Here is a 16,673-nt window from a genome sequence, read left to right as displayed (position 1 = left end):
GATCATCCCCGTGAGGACCCGGTGCGCCCGGCTCCGCCGCGCTTCCGGTCCCCACTACGCGCTCCCGAATCTTCTGTTGCGCGAAGCGTATTCCTCGCACGCCGCCCACAAGTCGCGGCGGTCGTAGTCGGGCCACAGCTTGTCCTGGAAGATGTATTCGGCGTACGCCGCCTGCCACAGCATGAAATTGCTGGACCGCTGCTCCCCCGACGTCCGCAGGAACAGGTCCACGTCGGGGATGTCGGGCCGCTGCAGGTGATGCGCCACCGTCGCCTCCGTGACGCGCTCCGGGTTCAGCCTGCCGGCGGCGGCCAAGCGCGCAATTTCCTTTGCTGCGTCCGCGATTTCGGCGCGACCACCGTAGTTGACGCAGTAGTTGACGGTGATGATGTCGTTGCCCTTTGTCATTTCCTCCGCGACCGCCAATTCGTTGATGACGCTGCGCCACAACCGTGGCCGGGACCCGACCCACCGGATGTTGACCCCGATCGTGTTGAGATTCACCCGGCGCATGCGCACCACGTCTCGGTTGAAGCCCATCAGGAAGCGGACTTCCTCGGGCGAACGCTTCCAATTCTCGGTGGAAAAGGCATAGAGGCTGAGCCATTTGATCCCAAGTTCAATTGCGCCGCAGACGATGTCGATCACAACCGCCTCACCCGCCTGATGCCCGTCGGTGCGGCGCAGCCCCCGTTGGGTGGCCCAGCGGCCATTTCCGTCCATCACGATGGCGACATGGTTGGGCAGTCGGTCGGCCGCAATCCGCGGCGCGGCGGCCTTGGAGGGGTGCTGCGGCGGCCGGCGCGGGCCGCCGTCGGGCGACGGTGGCAACTCCGGGAATACGACCGGCCAGGTCGACTTGTCCGGAAAGGTCGGGTAGTCCTCAGGTGCCGGCGGCAGTTGCGGGAAGTCGGTGGACCCCCACGTGCGCTCGTGGTTCTTAGCCACAATCCAAATCCTGCTCGACCAGCGCAGCGCGCCGTTCGGCGATGGCACGGTCGACGTGATACGTCCGTTCCACCAGTGGCAGCGTCTTGAGCTGCCGTTCCAGGTGCCATTGCAGGTGCGCGGCCACCAGTCCGCTGACGTAGCTGCGGTGCGATTGCGGGGTCTTGTCGGCGAACTCCCAATCGCCGTCGTGCAACGCGGACATCAGATCCAGCACGCCCGGCGGCGGTGTCGTCGAACCGGCCGGACGGCAGTGTGCACAGACGCTGCCCCCGGCGCCGACATGAAACGCGCGATGCGGGCCGGGGGTGGCGCACCGGGCGCACTCGGTCAGCGCCGGCGCCCATCCGGCGATGCCCATGGCGCGCAGCAGGTAGGCGTCCAGCAGCAGGTCCCGGGACCGGCGGCCGTCGGCCACCGCCCGCAACGCGCTCACCGTGAGCCGGTGCAGGGCCGGGGCGGGGGCCCGCTCCTCACCGGCGAGGCGTTCGGCGGTTTCCAGCATCGCGCACCCGCAGGTATAGCGGCCGTAGTCGCTGACGATGTCGGTGGCGAACGCGTCGATCGAGACAACCTGGGTGACGATGTCGAGATTGCGGCCGGGATGCAGTTGCGCGTCGATGTGCGCGAACGGTTCCAGCCGCGCCCCGAATTTGCTGCGGGTGCGACGGACACCCTTTGCCACCGCCCGAACCAGCCCGTGGTCGCGGGTGAGCAGGGTGACGATCCGGTCGGCCTCGCCGAGCTTGTGTTGACGCAACACCACCGCCCGGTCTCGATACAGCCGCATCACAATAGTTTTGCACCCCGCCGCGACAATGCTGGTATCCGCGCCGATTAGTCTCGTACCCCGTGATTGGCGCTTCCGAGTCGAGTACCGGGTCCGTTTTCGGATCCGGTGGCCAGCGCCTGCCCACACTGACTGACCTGCTCTATCAGCTGGCGAGCCGCTCGGTGACATCCGTCACACTGGTGCGCCGGTCCCTGCACGCCATCCACGCGAGCCAGCCGACGCTGAACGCCTTCCGCGTGGTGCTCACCGAGTCGGCACTGGCCGATGCGGCGGCGGCCGATCGTCGGCGCGCGGCCGGGGACACGGCGCCGTTGCTGGGCATCCCGATCGCGGTCAAGGACGACGTCGACGTTGCCGGGGTGCCGACCGCCTTCGGCACCGAGGGACATGTCCCGCCCGCCACCCACGACGCCGAGGTCGTTCGCCGCCTGAAGGCGGCGGGCGCGGTGATCGTCGGCAAGACCAACACCTGCGAACTGGGTCAGTGGCCGTTCACCAGCGGACCCGGATTTGGGCACACCCGTAACCCATGGTCGCGCCGGCACACCCCGGGCGGCTCGTCGGGGGGCAGTGCGGCCGCGGTGGCCGCGGGGCTGGTCACCGCCGCGATCGGCTCCGACGGCGCCGGCAGCGTTCGCGTCCCCGCCGCGTGGACGCACCTGGTGGGCATCAAACCGCAGCGTGGCCGCATCTCCACCTGGCCGCTGCCGGACGCGTTCAACGGCATCACGGTCAACGGCGTGCTGGCACGCACGGTGGCCGACGCGGCGTTGGTGCTCGACGCGGCTTCGGGCAACGTCGAGGGCGACCGGCACAAGCCGCCCCCGATCACCGCGTCCGACTATGTCGGTATCGCGCCCGGCCCGCTGAACATCGCGTTGTCAACCCGGTTCCCCTACACCGGTTTTCGGCCCAAGCTGCATCCCGAGATCCTGGCCGCGACGCGAGCAGTGGCCACGCAGCTCGAGCTGCTCGGCCACACGGTGGTGCCGGGAAATCCCGACTACGGCCTGCGGCTGTCGTGGGACTTCCTCGCGCGGTCCACCGCCGGCCTGCGGGATTGGGAGGAGCGGCTGGGCGACGGGGTGATCCTCGATCCCCGCACGCTGGCGAACCTGCGCGTGGGCCATGTGCTGGGCCAGGCCATCCTGCGGACCGCACGCCGGCACGAAGCCACCCTCCAGCGGCGGGTGGGTTCCGTCTTCGACATCGTTGACGTCGTCCTGGCCCCGACCACGGCCCAACCGCCGCCGCTGGCGCGCGCGTTCGACCGGTTGGGCAGCTTCGGCACCGATCGGGCCATGATCGCCGCGTGCCCGGCCACGTTCGCGTGGAACGTGCTGGGGTGGCCGTCGATCAACGTGCCGGCTGGGTTCACCTCCGAGGGGCTGCCGATCGGCGTGCAGTTGATGGGGCCCGCCAATAGCGAAGGCATGCTGATCTCCCTGGCCGCCGAGCTGGAGGCCGTCTGCGGATGGTCGACCAAGCAGCCCACGATGTGGTGGACCGGCGAAACGGGCACGCCGCCGGTGGCGGGCGCCCCGCCGACGCAGAGGTGAAACGTCGACCGGTGCACCGCCTGATGTCGACTTCGCTTGAGCGGCTTCGGGTTTGCCGATGCCCACACCGGGTTGAGATGATGCGGCATCGGGAATCGCTGGCGGCGGTGCGCGAACACGGATTGCTCGAGGTCACCGAGGCGCTCGCATAGCGGGCATCAAGGCGGGTATTCCGGAACGATGGACCAATCTGATGCTCCGCTGTTAGATGCGCTGGTCGATTACCGCGAGAAGAACCGGTACGGGTTCACCCCGCCCGGTCACCGGCAGGGCCGCGGCACCGATGAACGGGTCCTGGCGGTCCTGGGCCGGGAGCCGTTCGCCGACGACGTGCTGGCCAGCGGCGGGCTGGATGACCGCAGAACCAGCCACCAATACCTGAAGCACGCCGAGGACCTGATGGCACAGGCCGTGGGCGCCGACATCGCCTGGTTCTCCACCTGCGGCAGCTCGCTGTCGGTCAAGGCGGCGATGATGGCCGTGGCCGGCGGTGACGGCAGCCTGCTGGTCAGCCGCGACAGCCACAAGTCGATTGTGGCAGGGCTGATCTTCTCCGGCGTGCAACCCCGGTGGATCACCCCCCGCTGGGACGCCGAGCATCATTTCTCGCATCCGCCGTCACCGCAGCAGGTGCAGGAGGCCTGGGAGAAGCACCCCGATGCCGCCGGCGCGCTCGTCGTGAGCCCGAGCCCGTACGGCACGTGTGCCGACATCGCCGGGATCGCCGAGGTGTGCCACGCGCGCGGCAAGCCGTTGATCATCGACGAGGCGTGGGGGGCGCACCTGCCGTTCCACGAAGACCTGCCGACGTGGGCGATGGACGCCGGTGCGGACGTTTGCGTGGTCAGCATTCACAAGATGGGGGCGGGTTTCGAGCAGGGGTCCGTTTTTCACGTGCAGGGCGACCGGATCGATCAGGACCGGCTCTCCGCATGCGCGGACCTGCTGATGACCACCAGTCCCAACGTACTGGTGTACGCCGCCATGGACGGCTGGCGCCGTCAGATGGTGCAACGCGGGCACGCATTATTGCGCGCTGCAATGGATCTCGCCGGTCAGCTGCGTCGGGACATCGAAGCCATCCCCGACGTGAAGGTGCTCGACGACGAGTTGCTCGGTGTGCAGGCCTCCCACGACCTGGATAGGCTGCAGGTGTTGATGGACGTGTCCGCGACGGGCACCTCGGGTTATCAGGCCCATGACTGGCTGCGCGAGCACGCGCACCTGGACACCGGGATGAGCGATCACCGCCGCACTCTGGCGACGCTGTCCATGGCCGACGACGAGGACACCGCCGGCCGCCTCGTCGACGCGCTCACGGACTGGCGCAAGGCCGCCGACGGGTTCGACCCGCCACCGCGGATCGACCTGCCGTCACCCGAGCAACTGCAGCTGGAGACGGTCTGCCTGCCGCGCGACGCGTTCTTCGGGTGCGTCGAGACGGTGTCCACCGACCGGGCCGCCGGTCGCGTCGCCGCCGAGCAATGCACACCGTATCCGCCGGGGATTCCCGCCGTGGTGCCCGGCGAGCGTCTCAACGACGCCGTGCTGGACTACCTGTGCTCGGGTGTGCAAGCCGGGATGAACGTTCCCGACGCGGCGGATCCGTCGCTACAGACCATCCGCGTGCTGGCGTGACCCCTGACTCTCATCAGCTGGCGCGCGGTCGCGACATCACCCGGTTGCCAACGGCTTTGACGCCGTCGGGCAGTACACGGTTGGCCGCACCCGTGGCCTTGACGAGGACCGAACCGGACAGTGAAAAAACCTTGTCCTGGCGGTCTAGAAGCCCAGCCGACCAAGCTGTTTGGGGTCGCTCTGCCAGTTCTTTGCGACCTTGACGCGCAGGTCGAGGTACACCTTGGTGCCGAGCAGCTTTTCGATCTGGCCGCGCGCGGCCGTACCCACCTCCCGCAGCCGGGCGCCGCCCTTGCCGATGATGATGCCCTTTTGGCTGTCGCGCTCGACGTAGAGCAGCGCGTGCACGTCGATCAGGTCGTCGCGATCCTCCCGCGGGCTGACCTCGTCGATGACCACCGCCAACGAGTGCGGCAGCTCGTCGCGGACCCCCTCCAGGGCGGCCTCGCGGATGAGCTCCGCCATCAGCACCTCCTCGGGCTCGTCGGTCAGCTCACCGTCGGGGTAATACGCCGGACCGACGGGCAGCGCCGCCGCCAGCACGTCGATCAGAACGTCCACCTGCGTCCCGGTCGTCGCAGAGACGGGCACGATCTCGGCCGAGTCGCCGACGAGTTCACTGACCGCGACCAACTGCGCGGCCACCCGGTCCTTGGGCACCTTGTCGATCTTGGTGACGATGGCCACCAGCGTCGTTTTCGGTGCGGTCGAACGGATTTGGTCGACGATCCACCTGTCCCCCGGGCCGATCGCCTCATCGGCCGGGATGCACAACCCGATCACGTCGACTTCGGCGTAGGTGTCGCGCACGAGGTCGTTGAGCCGCTTGCCCAGCAGGGTGCGCGGCCGGTGCAGGCCGGGCGTGTCGACGAGGATGATCTGGAAGTTATCGCGGTGGACGATTCCGCGGATGGTGTGCCGAGTGGTCTGCGGCCGCGTCGAGGTGATCGCCACCTTGGTGCCGACGAGCGCGTTGGTCAGCGTCGACTTGCCGGTGTTCGGCCTGCCGACCAAACAGACGAAGCCCGAATGGAATTCGGTCATCCCGCCGCGCCGCTCAACCATGCTCGTCGACCCCGGGGTCGCGGGAGCCATTGGGCTCCGGCTCGGCCGGGCTCAACAGGACGGTCCCGACCCGTACCCGCCCGCGGTGGTCGGTGCCGCCCTCGGCCTGCAGCCGCAGACCGTGCGAGACCACCTCGGCGCCCGGCAGGGGCACCCGGCCCAGCTCCAGGGCGAGCAGACCGCCGACGGTATCGACGTCGAGATCGTCGTCGAAGTCCACGTCGTACAGTTCGCCGAGGTCTTCGATCGGCAGCCGCGCCGAGACGCGGAAACGTTTGTCGCCCAAGTCTTCTATCGGCGCCGTCTCCGCCTGGTCGTACTCGTCGGCGATCTCGCCGACGATCTCCTCCAGCACGTCTTCGATGCTCACCAGGCCGGCTATCGCGCCGTACTCGTCGACCAGGAGTGCCATGTGGTTGCGGTCCCGTTGCATTTCGCGCAGCAGCGTATCCAGCGGCTTGGAGTCCGGAACGAAGACCGCCGGGCGCATCACCTGCGCCACGGTGATGCCCCGGCCGCCGTCACCCGACAAAAAGCTTTGCTGCACAAGGTCTTTGAGATATACCACCCCGACAATGTCGTCGACATTCTCCCCGATCACGGGCAGGCGGGAATGCCCGCTGCGCACCGCCAGGTTCAGCGCCTGACTGGCGAGCTTGTCGCTTTCGATCCAGATCATCTCGGTGCGCGGCACCATCACCTCGCGGGCCGGGGTGTCACCGAGCTCGAACACCGACTCGATCATCCGGCGTTCGTCGGCGGCGACCACGCCGCGCTGCTGGGCCAGGTCGACGACCTCGCGCAGCTCGATCTCGGACGCGAACGGCCCGTTGCGCAAGCCGCGGCCGGGCGTCAGCGCATTACCCAGTACCACCAGCAACCGGCTCAGCGGCATCAACAACCACGAAATGAGGCGCAGCGAGACGGCCGTCGTCAACGAGATGGAATACGCGTGCTGGCGGCCCAGGGTGCGCGGCCCGACCCCGATGACGACGAAACTCATCACCACCATGGTGGCCGCGGCTCCGAACAACGCCCAGTTCAGACCGAAGTTGTCGTACAGGAACAGCACCAGCAGCACGGTCGCCGTGACCTCGCAGGTGATCCGCAGCAGCACAACCAGGTTGATGTAGCGCGGCCGCTCGGCCATCACCTCCGCCAGCGACACGGCGCCGGGTCTCTCCTCGCGCACCAGCTCCTGGACCCGGGCCAGCGACACCGTGCTGATCGCGGCGTCGATCGCGGCGAAGAGCCCGCCGATGGCGATCAGCGCCATCGCGCCGAGCAGCCAAGACAGGCCGGTCAACTGCCGGAGGACCTTGACGTGCTGACGGGCTGCCCTACGTCGTCGTCACTCCGCTTCCGGTTGAGCGCCCAGGCGGTGAGGCCGACGAACACCCCCAGCGCCCCGTAGCCCAAGGCCGAGGGCCACCAGGGCTGGGCGGGTTGGGCCGGCTCCTCGTGCGGGCGGACGGCCAGCACCACCAGGAAGCTGCCGTCGTCGGTCGGCCCGGCGTGCGGCAACGACTGAGTCTTGGTCACCCTGATCTGGGCGTTGCTGCTGCTGGAGTCGTTGATCTCGCCCCAGGCCATCGTGGAGTCGTCGAGCAGGAAGGTCTGCTGACTGCCCCCGGGCTGGCTTTCGTCCCGGCCCACCACCGCCACTTGGGCGACCTCCAACGTCTGGTTGGCGGCGGGGACGGCGACCAGGACGGTCTGGTACACCTTCGGGGCGGCCGGCGGCTTGAAATCCGGCGGCGGGGGGCCGTTGAAGCCGTCCGGCGGTACCGAGCCACCGCCATAGAAGCTGCCCGCCGCCACCCAGCTGTCACCGACCGCGGTGAACGGGACCACGCCGACGGTCGCGGCGTCCAGCACGATGCGGGAACCGGCCGGCAGGTACGCCTCCCGGTCGGCGCCGTTGTAGGAGTAGCGGAAGACCATGCCCTCTTTGAGGGGGTTGAACAGCGCCGGGCGGCGGTAGGCGTCGTCGTAGTCGACGTAGTCCCAGTGCCGGGGCCGGACCAGCCGCTGATTGTCGACCTTGAGGACGTCGACGTTTTCCCGGTGGGCGCTGACGACATTCTGTACCCGCTGGTTGAAGTCGACCTGCTTCGGCGGCTTCGGGGGGTCGGCGGGATTGACCCGCGTCGCCGGAGCGGCCTTGGCCGCCGCGACCGCCTGCGGCGGGACGTCGAGCCCCCGTGGCGGGGCCACCACCGAGACGTTTCTCGACGCGTCGGGGCCCGGCGGATTGATCGTGGCAACCGGGTTGGTGGGCGGCAGATTCGGCGGGATGACCGGCGGCGCATGCACCGGCTCCGGGCTCGGCGGCACGTACGGGGGAAGCTCGGGGACCTGCACCGGGGTCGGGGACGGCTGAGCCCGGCGGGGCGGCGCGTCCTGGGAGCACACGTTGGAGGTGTGATACTGCGCCACCAGGTACTGACACCAATTGCAGCTGGCGGGGTTCGACCCAGCACCGGCGCAGGGGGCCGCCTCCGCCGCACCGATCGTGGCCACCAACGTGACCGGTGCGAAGGTGATGGCGGCCGCGGCCGCGATTCCCAGTATTCGAAGTCGGCTCAATTGTCGAAATACCTCGACTTGTCCAGCAACCGGCGATCCCGCTCCAGCTGGCGGTCCTGCTGGTAGGCCTCGACCTGCTCGGCGACCCATTCCTCGAGCAACCGGTCCTGCAGGGCGAACATTTCCTTTTCCTCGTCCGGCTCGCCGTGGTCGTATCCCAGCAGATGAAGCACGCCGTGGATGGTCAGCAGCGCCAGCTCGTGGCCCAGGCTGTGGCCCGCCGCGTCGGCCTGCCCGGCGGCGAATTCCGGGCACAGCACGATGTCGCCCAGCATCGACGGTCCCGGCTCCGGGGCGTCGGGCCGGCCACCCGGCTCGAGCTCGTCCATCGGGAAGCTCATCACGTCCGTCGGCCCGGGCAGGTCCATCCAGCGCATGTGCAGGTCGGCCATCGCCGCGGTGTCCAGCAGCACCATGGACAGCTCGGCGGCGGGGTTGACGTCCATCTTGGCGATGACAAACCGTGCGACGCTGATCAACTCGGTTTCGGAGACGTCGATGCCCGACTCGTTGGATACCTCGATGCTCATAGCTGCTTACGGCCCTATCACCGGCGCCCGCGGGAGCCCGACGCGCGCCTGGCCGCCCGGTTCATCGTCAGCCCGGGCTCCTCGAATTTCGCGTAGGCGTCCACGATTTCGGAGACCAGCCGGTGGCGCACCACGTCCACGCTGGTGAGTTCCGCGATATGGATGTCCTCGACGCTGTCGAGGATCTCGATGGCCGACCGCAGGCCCGACCTGGCGCCGCCGGGAAGATCCACCTGGGTGATGTCCCCGGTGATGACCATCTTGGAGCCGAAGCCGAGCCGGGTGAGGAACATCTTCATCTGTTCGGCGGTGGTGTTCTGCGCCTCGTCGAGGACGATGAAGGCCGAATTCAGCGTGCGGCCACGCATATACGCCAGCGGCGCCACCTCGATGACCCCGGCGGACATCAGCTTGGGGATCAGCTCGGGATCCATCATGTCGTAGAGCGCGTCGTACAGCGGCCGCAGGTACGGGTCGATCTTCTCACTCAGGGTGCCCGGCAGAAACCCAAGGCGCTCACCGGCTTCCACCGCCGGCCGGGTCAGGATGATGCGGTTGACCTGTTTGGTCTGCAGCGCGCTGACCGCCTTGGCCATCGCCAGATACGTCTTCCCGGTGCCGGCCGGGCCGACCCCGAAGACGATGGTGTTGTCGTCGATCGCGTCGACGTAGCGCTTCTGGTTGAGCGTCTTGGGCCGGATCGTCTTTCCGCGCCGCGACAGGATGTCCAGGGTGAGCACCTCGGCCGGTGACTCGTTGTCGGTGCCGGCCAGCATCGCGACGCTGTGGCGGACCACCTCCGGTGTCAGCGGCTGCCCGTTGGCGACGATCGCGACCAGCTCGGAGATCGCCCGCTCGGCGAGCGCGACGTCGGCCGGCGCACCCGAGACCGTCACGGCGTTGCCACGCACGTGCAGGTCGGCACTGAGGCTGCGTTCCAACGCGCGGAGGTTTTCGTCTGCCGAGCCCAACAAGCCGACGACGACATCGGGCGGAACATCGATGCTGCTGCGTACTTGGGCGTTGGCCTGGAGGCCTCCGGCTGTGTCAACAGCGCTGGTCTCGCGGGGCGTCACGTGGTTCTCGATGCCTGCTTTCTCGGCTTGTCGGTGGTTTGCTCGGCTGCCTAAGTCTACGCCCGGGCCCCGCGTTGGTCAGCCTTCAGCCGCGGAATTGGAGGGTGGAAGCGTCGTCCCAGCGTGGGGTGAGGACGCCGAGCGCCCCCAGCGCCACCGCCGCGGCGGTCGAGGTGCGCAGCACCTGCGGGCCCAGCCGCACGGGTAGCGCCCCCGCCCCCGTCAACACGGCGATCTCGTCGGGGGCGATGCCGCCTTCGGGGCCCACCACGAGAACCAGCGACGTCGCACGGGCGACGTCGAGGCGGTTCAGCGGGTCGGTCGCCGACTCGTGTAACGCCAGCACCACCGCCCCGGCGTCCGCTTCGGCACGGATTCGCTGGGCCAGTTCCGCGGTGGACAGCACGCCGTCGACGGGCGGGATGTGCGCCCGTCGGGATTGCCGGGCCGCGGACCGGGCGACGGCCCGCCACCGGCGCAGGCCCTTGTCCGCGCGGGGGCCCTGCCAGGCTGCCACGCACCGGGACGCCTGCCAGGCCAGGAACGCGTCCGCGCCGGCTTCGGTGGCCAATTCGATGGCCAACTCCGACCGGTCCGACTTCGGCAGCGCCTGCACCACCGTCACCGGCGGCCGGCCGGGCGCGACGCTCCAGCGCTTCAGCACCCGGGCCCGCAACCCGTCGCGGCCGGCGTGCTCGACCTCGCAGTGCGCCAGGCCGCCGGCGCCGTCGCCGAGGACCAGTTGCTCGCCGGGACGGATCCGCCGCACGGTGGCGGCGTGAAACCCCTCGTCACCCTCGACGAGGGCCAGCGACCCGACATCGGGCAGCGCGTCGACGTAGAACAGGGTCGCGACCATGTGCGCGCCGTTTTCGGAGCCGCTAGCGCCCGGTGAAGGTCTCACGCAGCCGGCTGAACAGCCCACCGCCGCCGTGCGTCGAGCGGACCTCGGGCACGTCGCGGCTGCGCCGGTTCTTCAGCTCCCGCAGCAGTTCGGTGTCGTGGTGATCGAGCCGGCTGGGCACCACCACCTCGACGTGGACGTGCAGGTCGCCCCGGGTGCCCGAGCGCAGGTGCGGCATGCCGTGGCCGCGCAGCGTGATGACCGAATTCGGTTGCGTGCCCGGCGGAATCGTGACCTCGCTGAGGCCGTCCAGGATGGCGTCGACGGTGATCGTGGCGCCCAGGGCCGCGTCGACCATGGGCACCGACACCGTGCAGTGCAGGTCGTCACCTTCGCGCACGAAGACGTCATGGGGCTGCTCGTGAACCTCGACGTACAGGTCCCCGGCCGGGCCTCCACCGGGTCCGACCTCGCCCTGAGCGGCCAGCCGCACTCGCATGCCGTCGCCGACCCCGGCGGGGATCTTGACGCTGATCTCGCGGCGGGCCCGGACGCGGCCGTCGCCCATGCACTGGTGGCAGGGATCCGGGATGACCACGCCGACGCCGCGGCAGGTGGGACACGGGCGCGAGGTCATCACCTGACCCAGCAGCGAGCGCTGCACCGTCTGGACCTCGCCGCGGCCGCCGCACGTGTCGCACGGCACCGGCACGGAATCGCCGTTGGTGCCCTTGCCCTGGCAGCGGTCGCACAGCACCGCGGTGTCGACGGTGACCTGCTTGGTCACACCGGTCGCGCACTCCTCGAGGTCGAGCCGCATCCGCAGCAGCGAGTCCGAGCCGGGCCGCACCCGGCCCATGGGGCCGCGCGAGGTCGCGCCGCCGCTGAAGCCGCCGCCGAAGAACGCCTCGAACACGTCGCCGAGGCCGCCGAAACCGCCACCGAAGCCGCCGCCCGCCGCGGCGTTCTCCAGCGGATCGCCACCCAGGTCGACGATGCGCCGTTTCTCCGGGTCGTTCAGCACCTCGTAGGCGACGCTGATCTCCTTGAACTTGGCCTGCGCGGCCTCATCCGGGTTGACGTCGGGATGCAGTTCGCGCGCCAACTTGCGGTACGCGCGCTTGATCTCCGCGTCGCTGGCGTTTCTGCTCACGCCGAGCAGCCCGTAATAGTCGCGTGCCACGCCTGACTCTCCTAAACCTGGTCTTTATCCCGCGCCTGCGCATACTGCGGGTGCGCGTTCATCGAGCACCCAGGACTTCGCCGATATAAAGGGCAACCGCGGCGACGCTGGCAATAGTTCCCGGATAGTCCATCCGGGTGGGCCCCAGCACACCCATCCCGCCGAAGACGGTGTCGGAGGTGCCGTAGGCGGTGGTGACCATCGAGGTGCCCGCCATCTCCTCGGCGGCCGTCTCATGGCCGATGCGCACCGTCACCTTACCGGCTTCCTGCTGGGCCGCCAGCAACCGCAGCACCACCACCTGCTCCTCGAGCGCTTCCAGGATGGAGCGCAGCGAGCCGCCGAAATCGGCGGCGTTGCGTGTGAGGTTGGCGGTCCCGCCCATCAGCAAGCGTTCTTCGCTGTGTTCCACCAGCGACTCCAGCAACACCGTCGCGGAGCGGCCGACGGCGTCACCCAGGCCGTCCGGGGCGCGCAGCTGCCCGGCCAGGTCGGCCACCGCGATCGAGGCCGCCGAGAGCTTCTTGCCGACCAGGGCCTGGCCCAGCATCTCGCGCAGCTGGGACAGCTGGTGGTCGTCGATGACGTCGCCGAGCTCGACGATGCGCTGATCCACGCGGCCCGTGTCGGTGATGACCACCATCAGCAGCCGGGCCGGGGTCAGCGCGATCACTTCGAGGTGGCGCACGGTGGACGACGTCAGCGTCGGGTATTGCACCACCGCCACCTGGCGGGTCAGCTGGGCCAGCAGCCGTACCGCCCGGCGCAGCACGTCGTCCAGGTCGACACCGGACTCGAGGAAGCTCAGGATCGCGCTCCGCTCGGCCGAGGACAGCGGCTTGACGTCGTGGAGGCGGTCGACGAATTCGCGGTAGCCCTTCTCCGTCGGCACGCGTCCGGAGCTGGTGTGCGGCTGGGTGATGTAACCCTCGGCCTCCAGCACGGCCATGTCGTTGCGGATGGTCGCGGACGAGACGCCCAAGTTATGGCGCTCCACCAGGCTTTTGGATCCGATGGGTTCCTTGGTGGCAACGAAATCGGCGACGATGGCACGCAACACCTCGAAGCGACGATCGTCGGCACTTCCCACTCGTGTCACCTCCCTGCACCGCGCTGACCGGTCCATTTTACGGGTCTCGAGTAGTGCCAACCGTTAGCAGCAGCCGTTCGCCGGCGCCCGGCGGCGGCAATCGGCGGGGCCCGCCGCGATCCGGGCGCCTTCGACGCTGACGCCGCGTCTTCCGACTAGCCTGTCCAGCATGAACCGGTCCGGTGATGGCAGCGCGTCGCGGAAGATCGGCCGATGATCTTCAAGGGCGTGCGCGAGGGCAAGCCGTATCCCGAGCACGGGCTGACCTACCGGGACTGGTCCCAGATCCCGCCGCAGCAGATCCGGCTCGACGAACTGGTCACCACGACGACCGTGCTCGCCCTGGACCGCCTGCTGTCGGAGGACTCGACCTTCTACGGCGACCTGTTCCCGCACGCGGTGCGGTGGAAGGGCGTCACCTATCTCGAAGACGGCCTGCACCGGGCGGTCCGGGCGGCGTTGCGGAACCGCACCGTGCTGCACGCGCGGGTGTTCGACATGGACATGGCGCCGGGGCCGCCGCGGTAGCCCGGTCACGTTCGTGCGGCGCCCGGTGTCGACGTAGTGAGGACGTTGGTTCACACCCCAACTCGCTAGGAGGATGCCATGTCCCGGTTGCCAGGGGTCTCCGACCGCGACGCCGGCCTGGGCGCCCGGGTCGCCTTCTTCTTCACCAAGCGCAAGCTGGCGCAGATGACCGGTCTGCAAACCGCCGGGGTGCTGGAACCGCTGCGGATGTACGCGCACATCCCCCGGCTGCTCAACGCCTACGGCAAGCTCGAGCAGGCCGAGTCGAAGCTGGACATCCTCAGCCCGCGCCACCGCGCGCTCGCCGAGCTGAAATCGGCGACGACCGTGCGCTGCGAGTACTGCATCGACCTGGGTTCGCAGATCGCCCGCCAATGGGGCATCACCGACGAGGAACTGCTCGCCCTGGCGGACTATCGACACGCCGCGTGTTTCTCCGATGTCGACAAGCTGATCCTCGAGTACGCCACCGCGATCAGCCGGACCCCGGTCGAGGTCAGCGACGAGCTCTTCGACGCGCTGCGCGCGCATTTCGACACCGCCCAACTCGTCGGGCTCACCCACGTCATCACGCTGGGCAATCTGCGCGCCCGGTTCAACCTCGCCCTCGGGATCGGCTCGTCCGGCTTTTCCGGCGACCGGGTCTGCGCCCTGCCCGACACCGGCGGCGGCACGTGACCGCGGATGCGTCGGTGACGGCGCGGTTCGAGGCGGCGCGGCCACAGCTGGGCGCCATCGCCTACCGCATGCTGGGCTCGATCGACGACGCGCAGGACGCCGTGCAGGAAACGTGGCTGCGGCTCAACGGCCGGGGCGCCGAAGGCGCTGACGAAATAGCCAACCTGGACGCGTGGCTGACCACCGTGGTGGCCCGCATCTGTCTGAACGTGCTGCGCGACCGCCGGGCCCACGGGCGGGAGGAGCCGAACCTGGTCCTGCCGGATCCGATCGTGGAAGCCGACGGCGAATTCGACCCGGAACGCCGGGCGATGCTGGCCGACGCGGTGGGGCTGGCGTTGTTCGTGGTGCTGGACACCTTGCCGCCGGAGCAGCGCCTGGCGTTCGTGCTGCACGACGTCTTCGCCGTGCCGTTCGACCAGATCGCACCCATCGTCGGCCGGACGCCGGAGGCCACCCGCAAGCTGGCCAGCCGGGCGCGCCGACGCATCGAGGAGGCCGACCCGACTCCCGACGGCGACATGGTCGCCCAGCGGGAGGCCGTGGACGCCTTCTTCGCGGCGGGCCGAAGCGGGGACTTCGACCGCCTGGTGGCGGTGCTGCACCCCGACGTGGTGCTGCGCGGCGACTTCGGGCACGGCACCGCCGGTTTCCGCACCCAGGGGGCGTCCGCCGTCGCGAAGCTGGCCCGCGCCTACGCGGGTCCGGACCGCGAGGTGCGCGCCGCGACGGTCAACGGCGCCGCGGGCGCGGTGATCTTCGTGGCCGGCCGCGCGACGGCGATTATGGGCTTCGTGGTGCGCGACGGCCTGGTGGCCTCGATCGACGTCCTGGCCGACCCCGTCCGCGTCGCCGGATCAGACCTGCGCGCGCTGCGCGTCGATCATTGACCGGCGGCCTGCAGCAACTCCATCGCCGACGCCCGCGACAACACCCAGCCGCCCTGGTTGACGAACGTGATGTTCTGGGTGACCGGCGACGTCAGCTTCGGACCGGAGACCGCGACGTCGGCCGTGGCCGTGCCGGCGGCGGCCGGCTGGATGTTCGTGATGTCGAACGACAGGGGCAGGTCGCCGTTCTTGGCCGCCTTCTGCAGCTTCTTGTCGGCGACGTGCGCCTCGATCCCGCTGATACCGCCCTGCACCAGGTTGCTCTTGCTGGCGAAGGGCACGCTCGGGTCGGCCAGGCTGTTCAGCACGCCGGTCAGCTGGTCGGCGGTCGGGACGTCGGCGGCGACCGGAGCCGGATCCTGCGGCAACGGCGCGCCGACCGCGGCGAGCCGTACCTGATCCACCGGCGCCGCGCTGGACGCCGCCGCGGCGGCCGCGCCCCCGATGACGGCGAAGGCCGCCACACCGGCGGCAAGCAACTTAACGGTTTTCATGGTTCCCCCTTCGACGGGCACGAATCTTCGCAACGACCCACACATCTGGCGTGTGTCAACGCGCCTGCTACTCCTGTTGTTTCGCGACTCGGCACGGCTACGTTACGGCCGGGCCATGTGAAGACAACAAGCACAACCTATGCGCTGACTGTGTGGCCGCCCAGAATACCGGCCGCCTAGTTCGTCGCCGTCGCAGCCTGGATCAGGGCGATGGCGGCGTCGTGCTGCAGGACCCAGTTCCCGCCCTGATTGACGAACACCAAGTGCTTTTGCACCGGCCCGGCGAACTTCGGCCCCGAGATGGCCACGTCGGCCTGGGCCATGTTGGGGCCGGCCGGCGCGATGTTGGTCACGGCGAAGGTCTCCGGAAAGTTCCCGTTGCGGTAGGCCTTTCGCAGATCGTGGTCGGCAACGTGGCCCTCGTCGGGGCTGATGCCGTTTTCGACCAGATTGTTCTTGGTCGTGTACGAGACGCCCGGGTCGGTGGCCTGGTTGCACAGGGTCGACAACTGTTCGGCGGTCGGCAGCGCTCCCGGGGCCGGCGGCGGCGGCGGTGGCGGGTCCTGCGGCAACGGGGCGCCGAGCGCGGCCAGCTGCACCTGATCCATCGGTGCTGTGACGAATGCGCCACCGGCGGCTCCCCCTACGACGGCGAACGCCGCCACGCCGGTGGCAATGGTCTTCCAGGTCTTCATGGTGTTCACGGTTCCCCCTTCGATGCGCGTCCACCATGACGGGATTTCAGTGATGTTGTCCCCCACACGGTTA

17 protein-coding genes are annotated in these 16,673 nt (G+C 69.2%); 5 read left to right on the top strand and 12 right to left on the bottom strand.

The annotated features are described in order from the left end of the window. Window positions 1-54: 54 nt before the first annotated feature. Complete coding sequence (locus A5692_RS06595; protein WP_068053671.1) at window positions 55-948, bottom strand: decaprenyl diphosphate synthase; 894 nt, start codon at window positions 946-948, stop codon at window positions 55-57. Continuing rightward, window positions 941-1,738 (bottom strand): DNA repair protein RecO, encoded by a 798-nt coding sequence (gene recO, locus A5692_RS06590; RefSeq protein ID WP_068053668.1) that lies wholly within the window; start codon window positions 1,736-1,738, stop codon window positions 941-943. Before recO ends, A5692_RS06595 begins: the two co-directional genes overlap by 8 nt. 62 nt (window positions 1,739-1,800) lie before the next feature. On the opposite strand from recO, the gene A5692_RS06585 reads away from it, so the two are divergent. Together A5692_RS06585 and A5692_RS06580 are read left to right on the top strand one after the other, a co-directional pair. Further along, entirely contained in the window at window positions 1,801-3,300 is a 1,500-nt protein-coding gene (locus A5692_RS06585) for an amidase (protein ID WP_068053665.1), read from the top strand. 180 nt (window positions 3,301-3,480) lie between these two features. Further along, the gene (locus A5692_RS06580; RefSeq protein WP_068053662.1) at window positions 3,481-4,938 is read left to right on the top strand and encodes an aminotransferase class I/II-fold pyridoxal phosphate-dependent enzyme; all 1,458 of its coding nucleotides are present in this window, start codon (window positions 3,481-3,483) and stop codon (window positions 4,936-4,938) included. Between the two features lie 144 nt (window positions 4,939-5,082). Here the strand turns inward: A5692_RS06580 and era are convergent, their stop codons facing one another. The 8 genes from era to hrcA all read right to left on the bottom strand — a co-directional run bounded on the left by era (window position 5,083) and on the right by hrcA (window position 13,315). Then, window positions 5,083-5,982 (bottom strand): GTPase Era, encoded by a 900-nt coding sequence (era, locus tag A5692_RS06575; RefSeq protein WP_068053656.1) that lies wholly within the window; start codon window positions 5,980-5,982, stop codon window positions 5,083-5,085. A 13-nt stretch (window positions 5,983-5,995) separates the two neighbouring features. Further along, complete coding sequence (locus tag A5692_RS06570) at window positions 5,996-7,309, bottom strand: hemolysin family protein (protein WP_068053654.1); 1,314 nt, start codon at window positions 7,307-7,309, stop codon at window positions 5,996-5,998. Continuing rightward, the gene (locus A5692_RS06565) at window positions 7,306-8,592 is read right to left on the bottom strand and encodes a hypothetical protein (protein WP_068053653.1); all 1,287 of its coding nucleotides are present in this window, start codon (window positions 8,590-8,592) and stop codon (window positions 7,306-7,308) included. Before A5692_RS06565 ends, A5692_RS06570 begins: the two co-directional genes overlap by 4 nt. Then, window positions 8,589-9,122, bottom strand: a complete 534-nt coding sequence (gene ybeY / locus A5692_RS06560) for an rRNA maturation RNase YbeY (RefSeq protein WP_068053651.1) — start codon at window positions 9,120-9,122, stop codon at window positions 8,589-8,591. The genes A5692_RS06565 and ybeY overlap by 4 nt, the downstream gene beginning before the upstream one ends. A 17-nt stretch (window positions 9,123-9,139) precedes the next feature. Beyond that, on the bottom strand, window positions 9,140-10,198 hold the full coding sequence (locus A5692_RS06555) for a PhoH family protein (protein WP_068053648.1): 1,059 nt from the start codon (window positions 10,196-10,198) through the stop codon (window positions 9,140-9,142). A gap of 85 nt (window positions 10,199-10,283) precedes the next feature. Further along, window positions 10,284-11,057, bottom strand: a complete 774-nt coding sequence (locus tag A5692_RS06550; protein WP_068053645.1) for a 16S rRNA (uracil(1498)-N(3))-methyltransferase — start codon at window positions 11,055-11,057, stop codon at window positions 10,284-10,286. A gap of 22 nt (window positions 11,058-11,079) precedes the next feature. Further along, window positions 11,080-12,225 carry a molecular chaperone DnaJ gene (gene dnaJ, locus A5692_RS06545; RefSeq protein ID WP_068053643.1) on the bottom strand — a complete coding sequence of 382 codons (1,146 nt, stop codon included), beginning with the start codon at window positions 12,223-12,225 and terminating at the stop codon, window positions 11,080-11,082. A 58-nt stretch (window positions 12,226-12,283) separates the two neighbouring features. Next, the gene (gene hrcA / locus A5692_RS06540) at window positions 12,284-13,315 is read right to left on the bottom strand and encodes a heat-inducible transcriptional repressor HrcA (RefSeq protein WP_068053640.1); all 1,032 of its coding nucleotides are present in this window, start codon (window positions 13,313-13,315) and stop codon (window positions 12,284-12,286) included. A 213-nt stretch (window positions 13,316-13,528) separates the two neighbouring features. Between hrcA and A5692_RS06535 the strand changes: the two genes are divergently transcribed. The 3 genes from A5692_RS06535 (at window position 13,529) to A5692_RS06525 (ending at window position 15,411) form a co-directional block, all read left to right on the top strand. Further along, the gene (locus tag A5692_RS06535; protein WP_068053637.1) at window positions 13,529-13,843 is read left to right on the top strand and encodes a type II toxin-antitoxin system VapB family antitoxin; all 315 of its coding nucleotides are present in this window, start codon (window positions 13,529-13,531) and stop codon (window positions 13,841-13,843) included. A gap of 78 nt (window positions 13,844-13,921) precedes the next feature. After that, window positions 13,922-14,521, top strand: coding sequence for a carboxymuconolactone decarboxylase family protein (locus A5692_RS06530; protein ID WP_068053634.1), 600 nt, complete (start codon window positions 13,922-13,924; stop codon window positions 14,519-14,521). After that, window positions 14,518-15,411 carry a sigma-70 family RNA polymerase sigma factor gene (locus A5692_RS06525; protein ID WP_068053630.1) on the top strand — a complete coding sequence of 298 codons (894 nt, stop codon included), beginning with the start codon at window positions 14,518-14,520 and terminating at the stop codon, window positions 15,409-15,411. The genes A5692_RS06530 and A5692_RS06525 overlap by 4 nt, the downstream gene beginning before the upstream one ends. Here the strand turns inward: A5692_RS06525 and A5692_RS06520 are convergent. Continuing rightward, window positions 15,405-15,905 (bottom strand): hypothetical protein, encoded by a 501-nt coding sequence (locus A5692_RS06520; RefSeq protein WP_068053627.1) that lies wholly within the window; start codon window positions 15,903-15,905, stop codon window positions 15,405-15,407. The two genes, A5692_RS06525 and A5692_RS06520, sit on opposite strands and share 7 nt — an antisense overlap. A 176-nt stretch (window positions 15,906-16,081) precedes the next feature. Beyond that, the gene (locus A5692_RS06515) at window positions 16,082-16,600 is read right to left on the bottom strand and encodes a hypothetical protein (RefSeq protein ID WP_068053736.1); all 519 of its coding nucleotides are present in this window, start codon (window positions 16,598-16,600) and stop codon (window positions 16,082-16,084) included. Window positions 16,601-16,673: the final 73 nt, after the last annotated feature.

It is taken from the genome of Mycobacterium sp. E342 (genome assembly GCF_001667665.1).
Lineage (GTDB): Bacteria > Actinomycetota > Actinomycetes > Mycobacteriales > Mycobacteriaceae > Mycobacterium.
The sequence above is the reverse complement of the archived record's forward strand: the minus strand, read 5'-3'. Positions and strand labels throughout refer to the sequence as shown.

What these genes read in the sequence shown, in the direction of transcription:
- recO (WP_068053668.1), bottom strand. Translation starts at nt 1,738, where the DNA reads ATGCGGCTGTATCGAGACCGGGCGGTGGTGTTGCGTCAACACAAGCTC.
- A5692_RS06580 (WP_068053662.1), top strand. Translation starts at nt 3,481, where the DNA reads ATGGACCAATCTGATGCTCCGCTGTTAGATGCGCTGGTCGATTACCGC.
- era (WP_068053656.1), bottom strand. Translation starts at nt 5,982, where the DNA reads ATGACCGAATTCCATTCGGGCTTCGTCTGTTTGGTCGGCAGGCCGAAC.
- ybeY (WP_068053651.1), bottom strand. Translation starts at nt 9,122, where the DNA reads ATGAGCATCGAGGTATCCAACGAGTCGGGCATCGACGTCTCCGAAACC.
- A5692_RS06550 (WP_068053645.1), bottom strand. Translation starts at nt 11,057, where the DNA reads ATGGTCGCGACCCTGTTCTACGTCGACGCGCTGCCCGATGTCGGGTCG.
- A5692_RS06535 (WP_068053637.1), top strand. Translation starts at nt 13,529, where the DNA reads ATGATCTTCAAGGGCGTGCGCGAGGGCAAGCCGTATCCCGAGCACGGG.
- A5692_RS06530 (WP_068053634.1), top strand. Translation starts at nt 13,922, where the DNA reads ATGTCCCGGTTGCCAGGGGTCTCCGACCGCGACGCCGGCCTGGGCGCC.
- A5692_RS06520 (WP_068053627.1), bottom strand. Translation starts at nt 15,905, where the DNA reads ATGAAAACCGTTAAGTTGCTTGCCGCCGGTGTGGCGGCCTTCGCCGTC.
- A5692_RS06515 (WP_068053736.1), bottom strand. Translation starts at nt 16,600, where the DNA reads ATGAAGACCTGGAAGACCATTGCCACCGGCGTGGCGGCGTTCGCCGTC.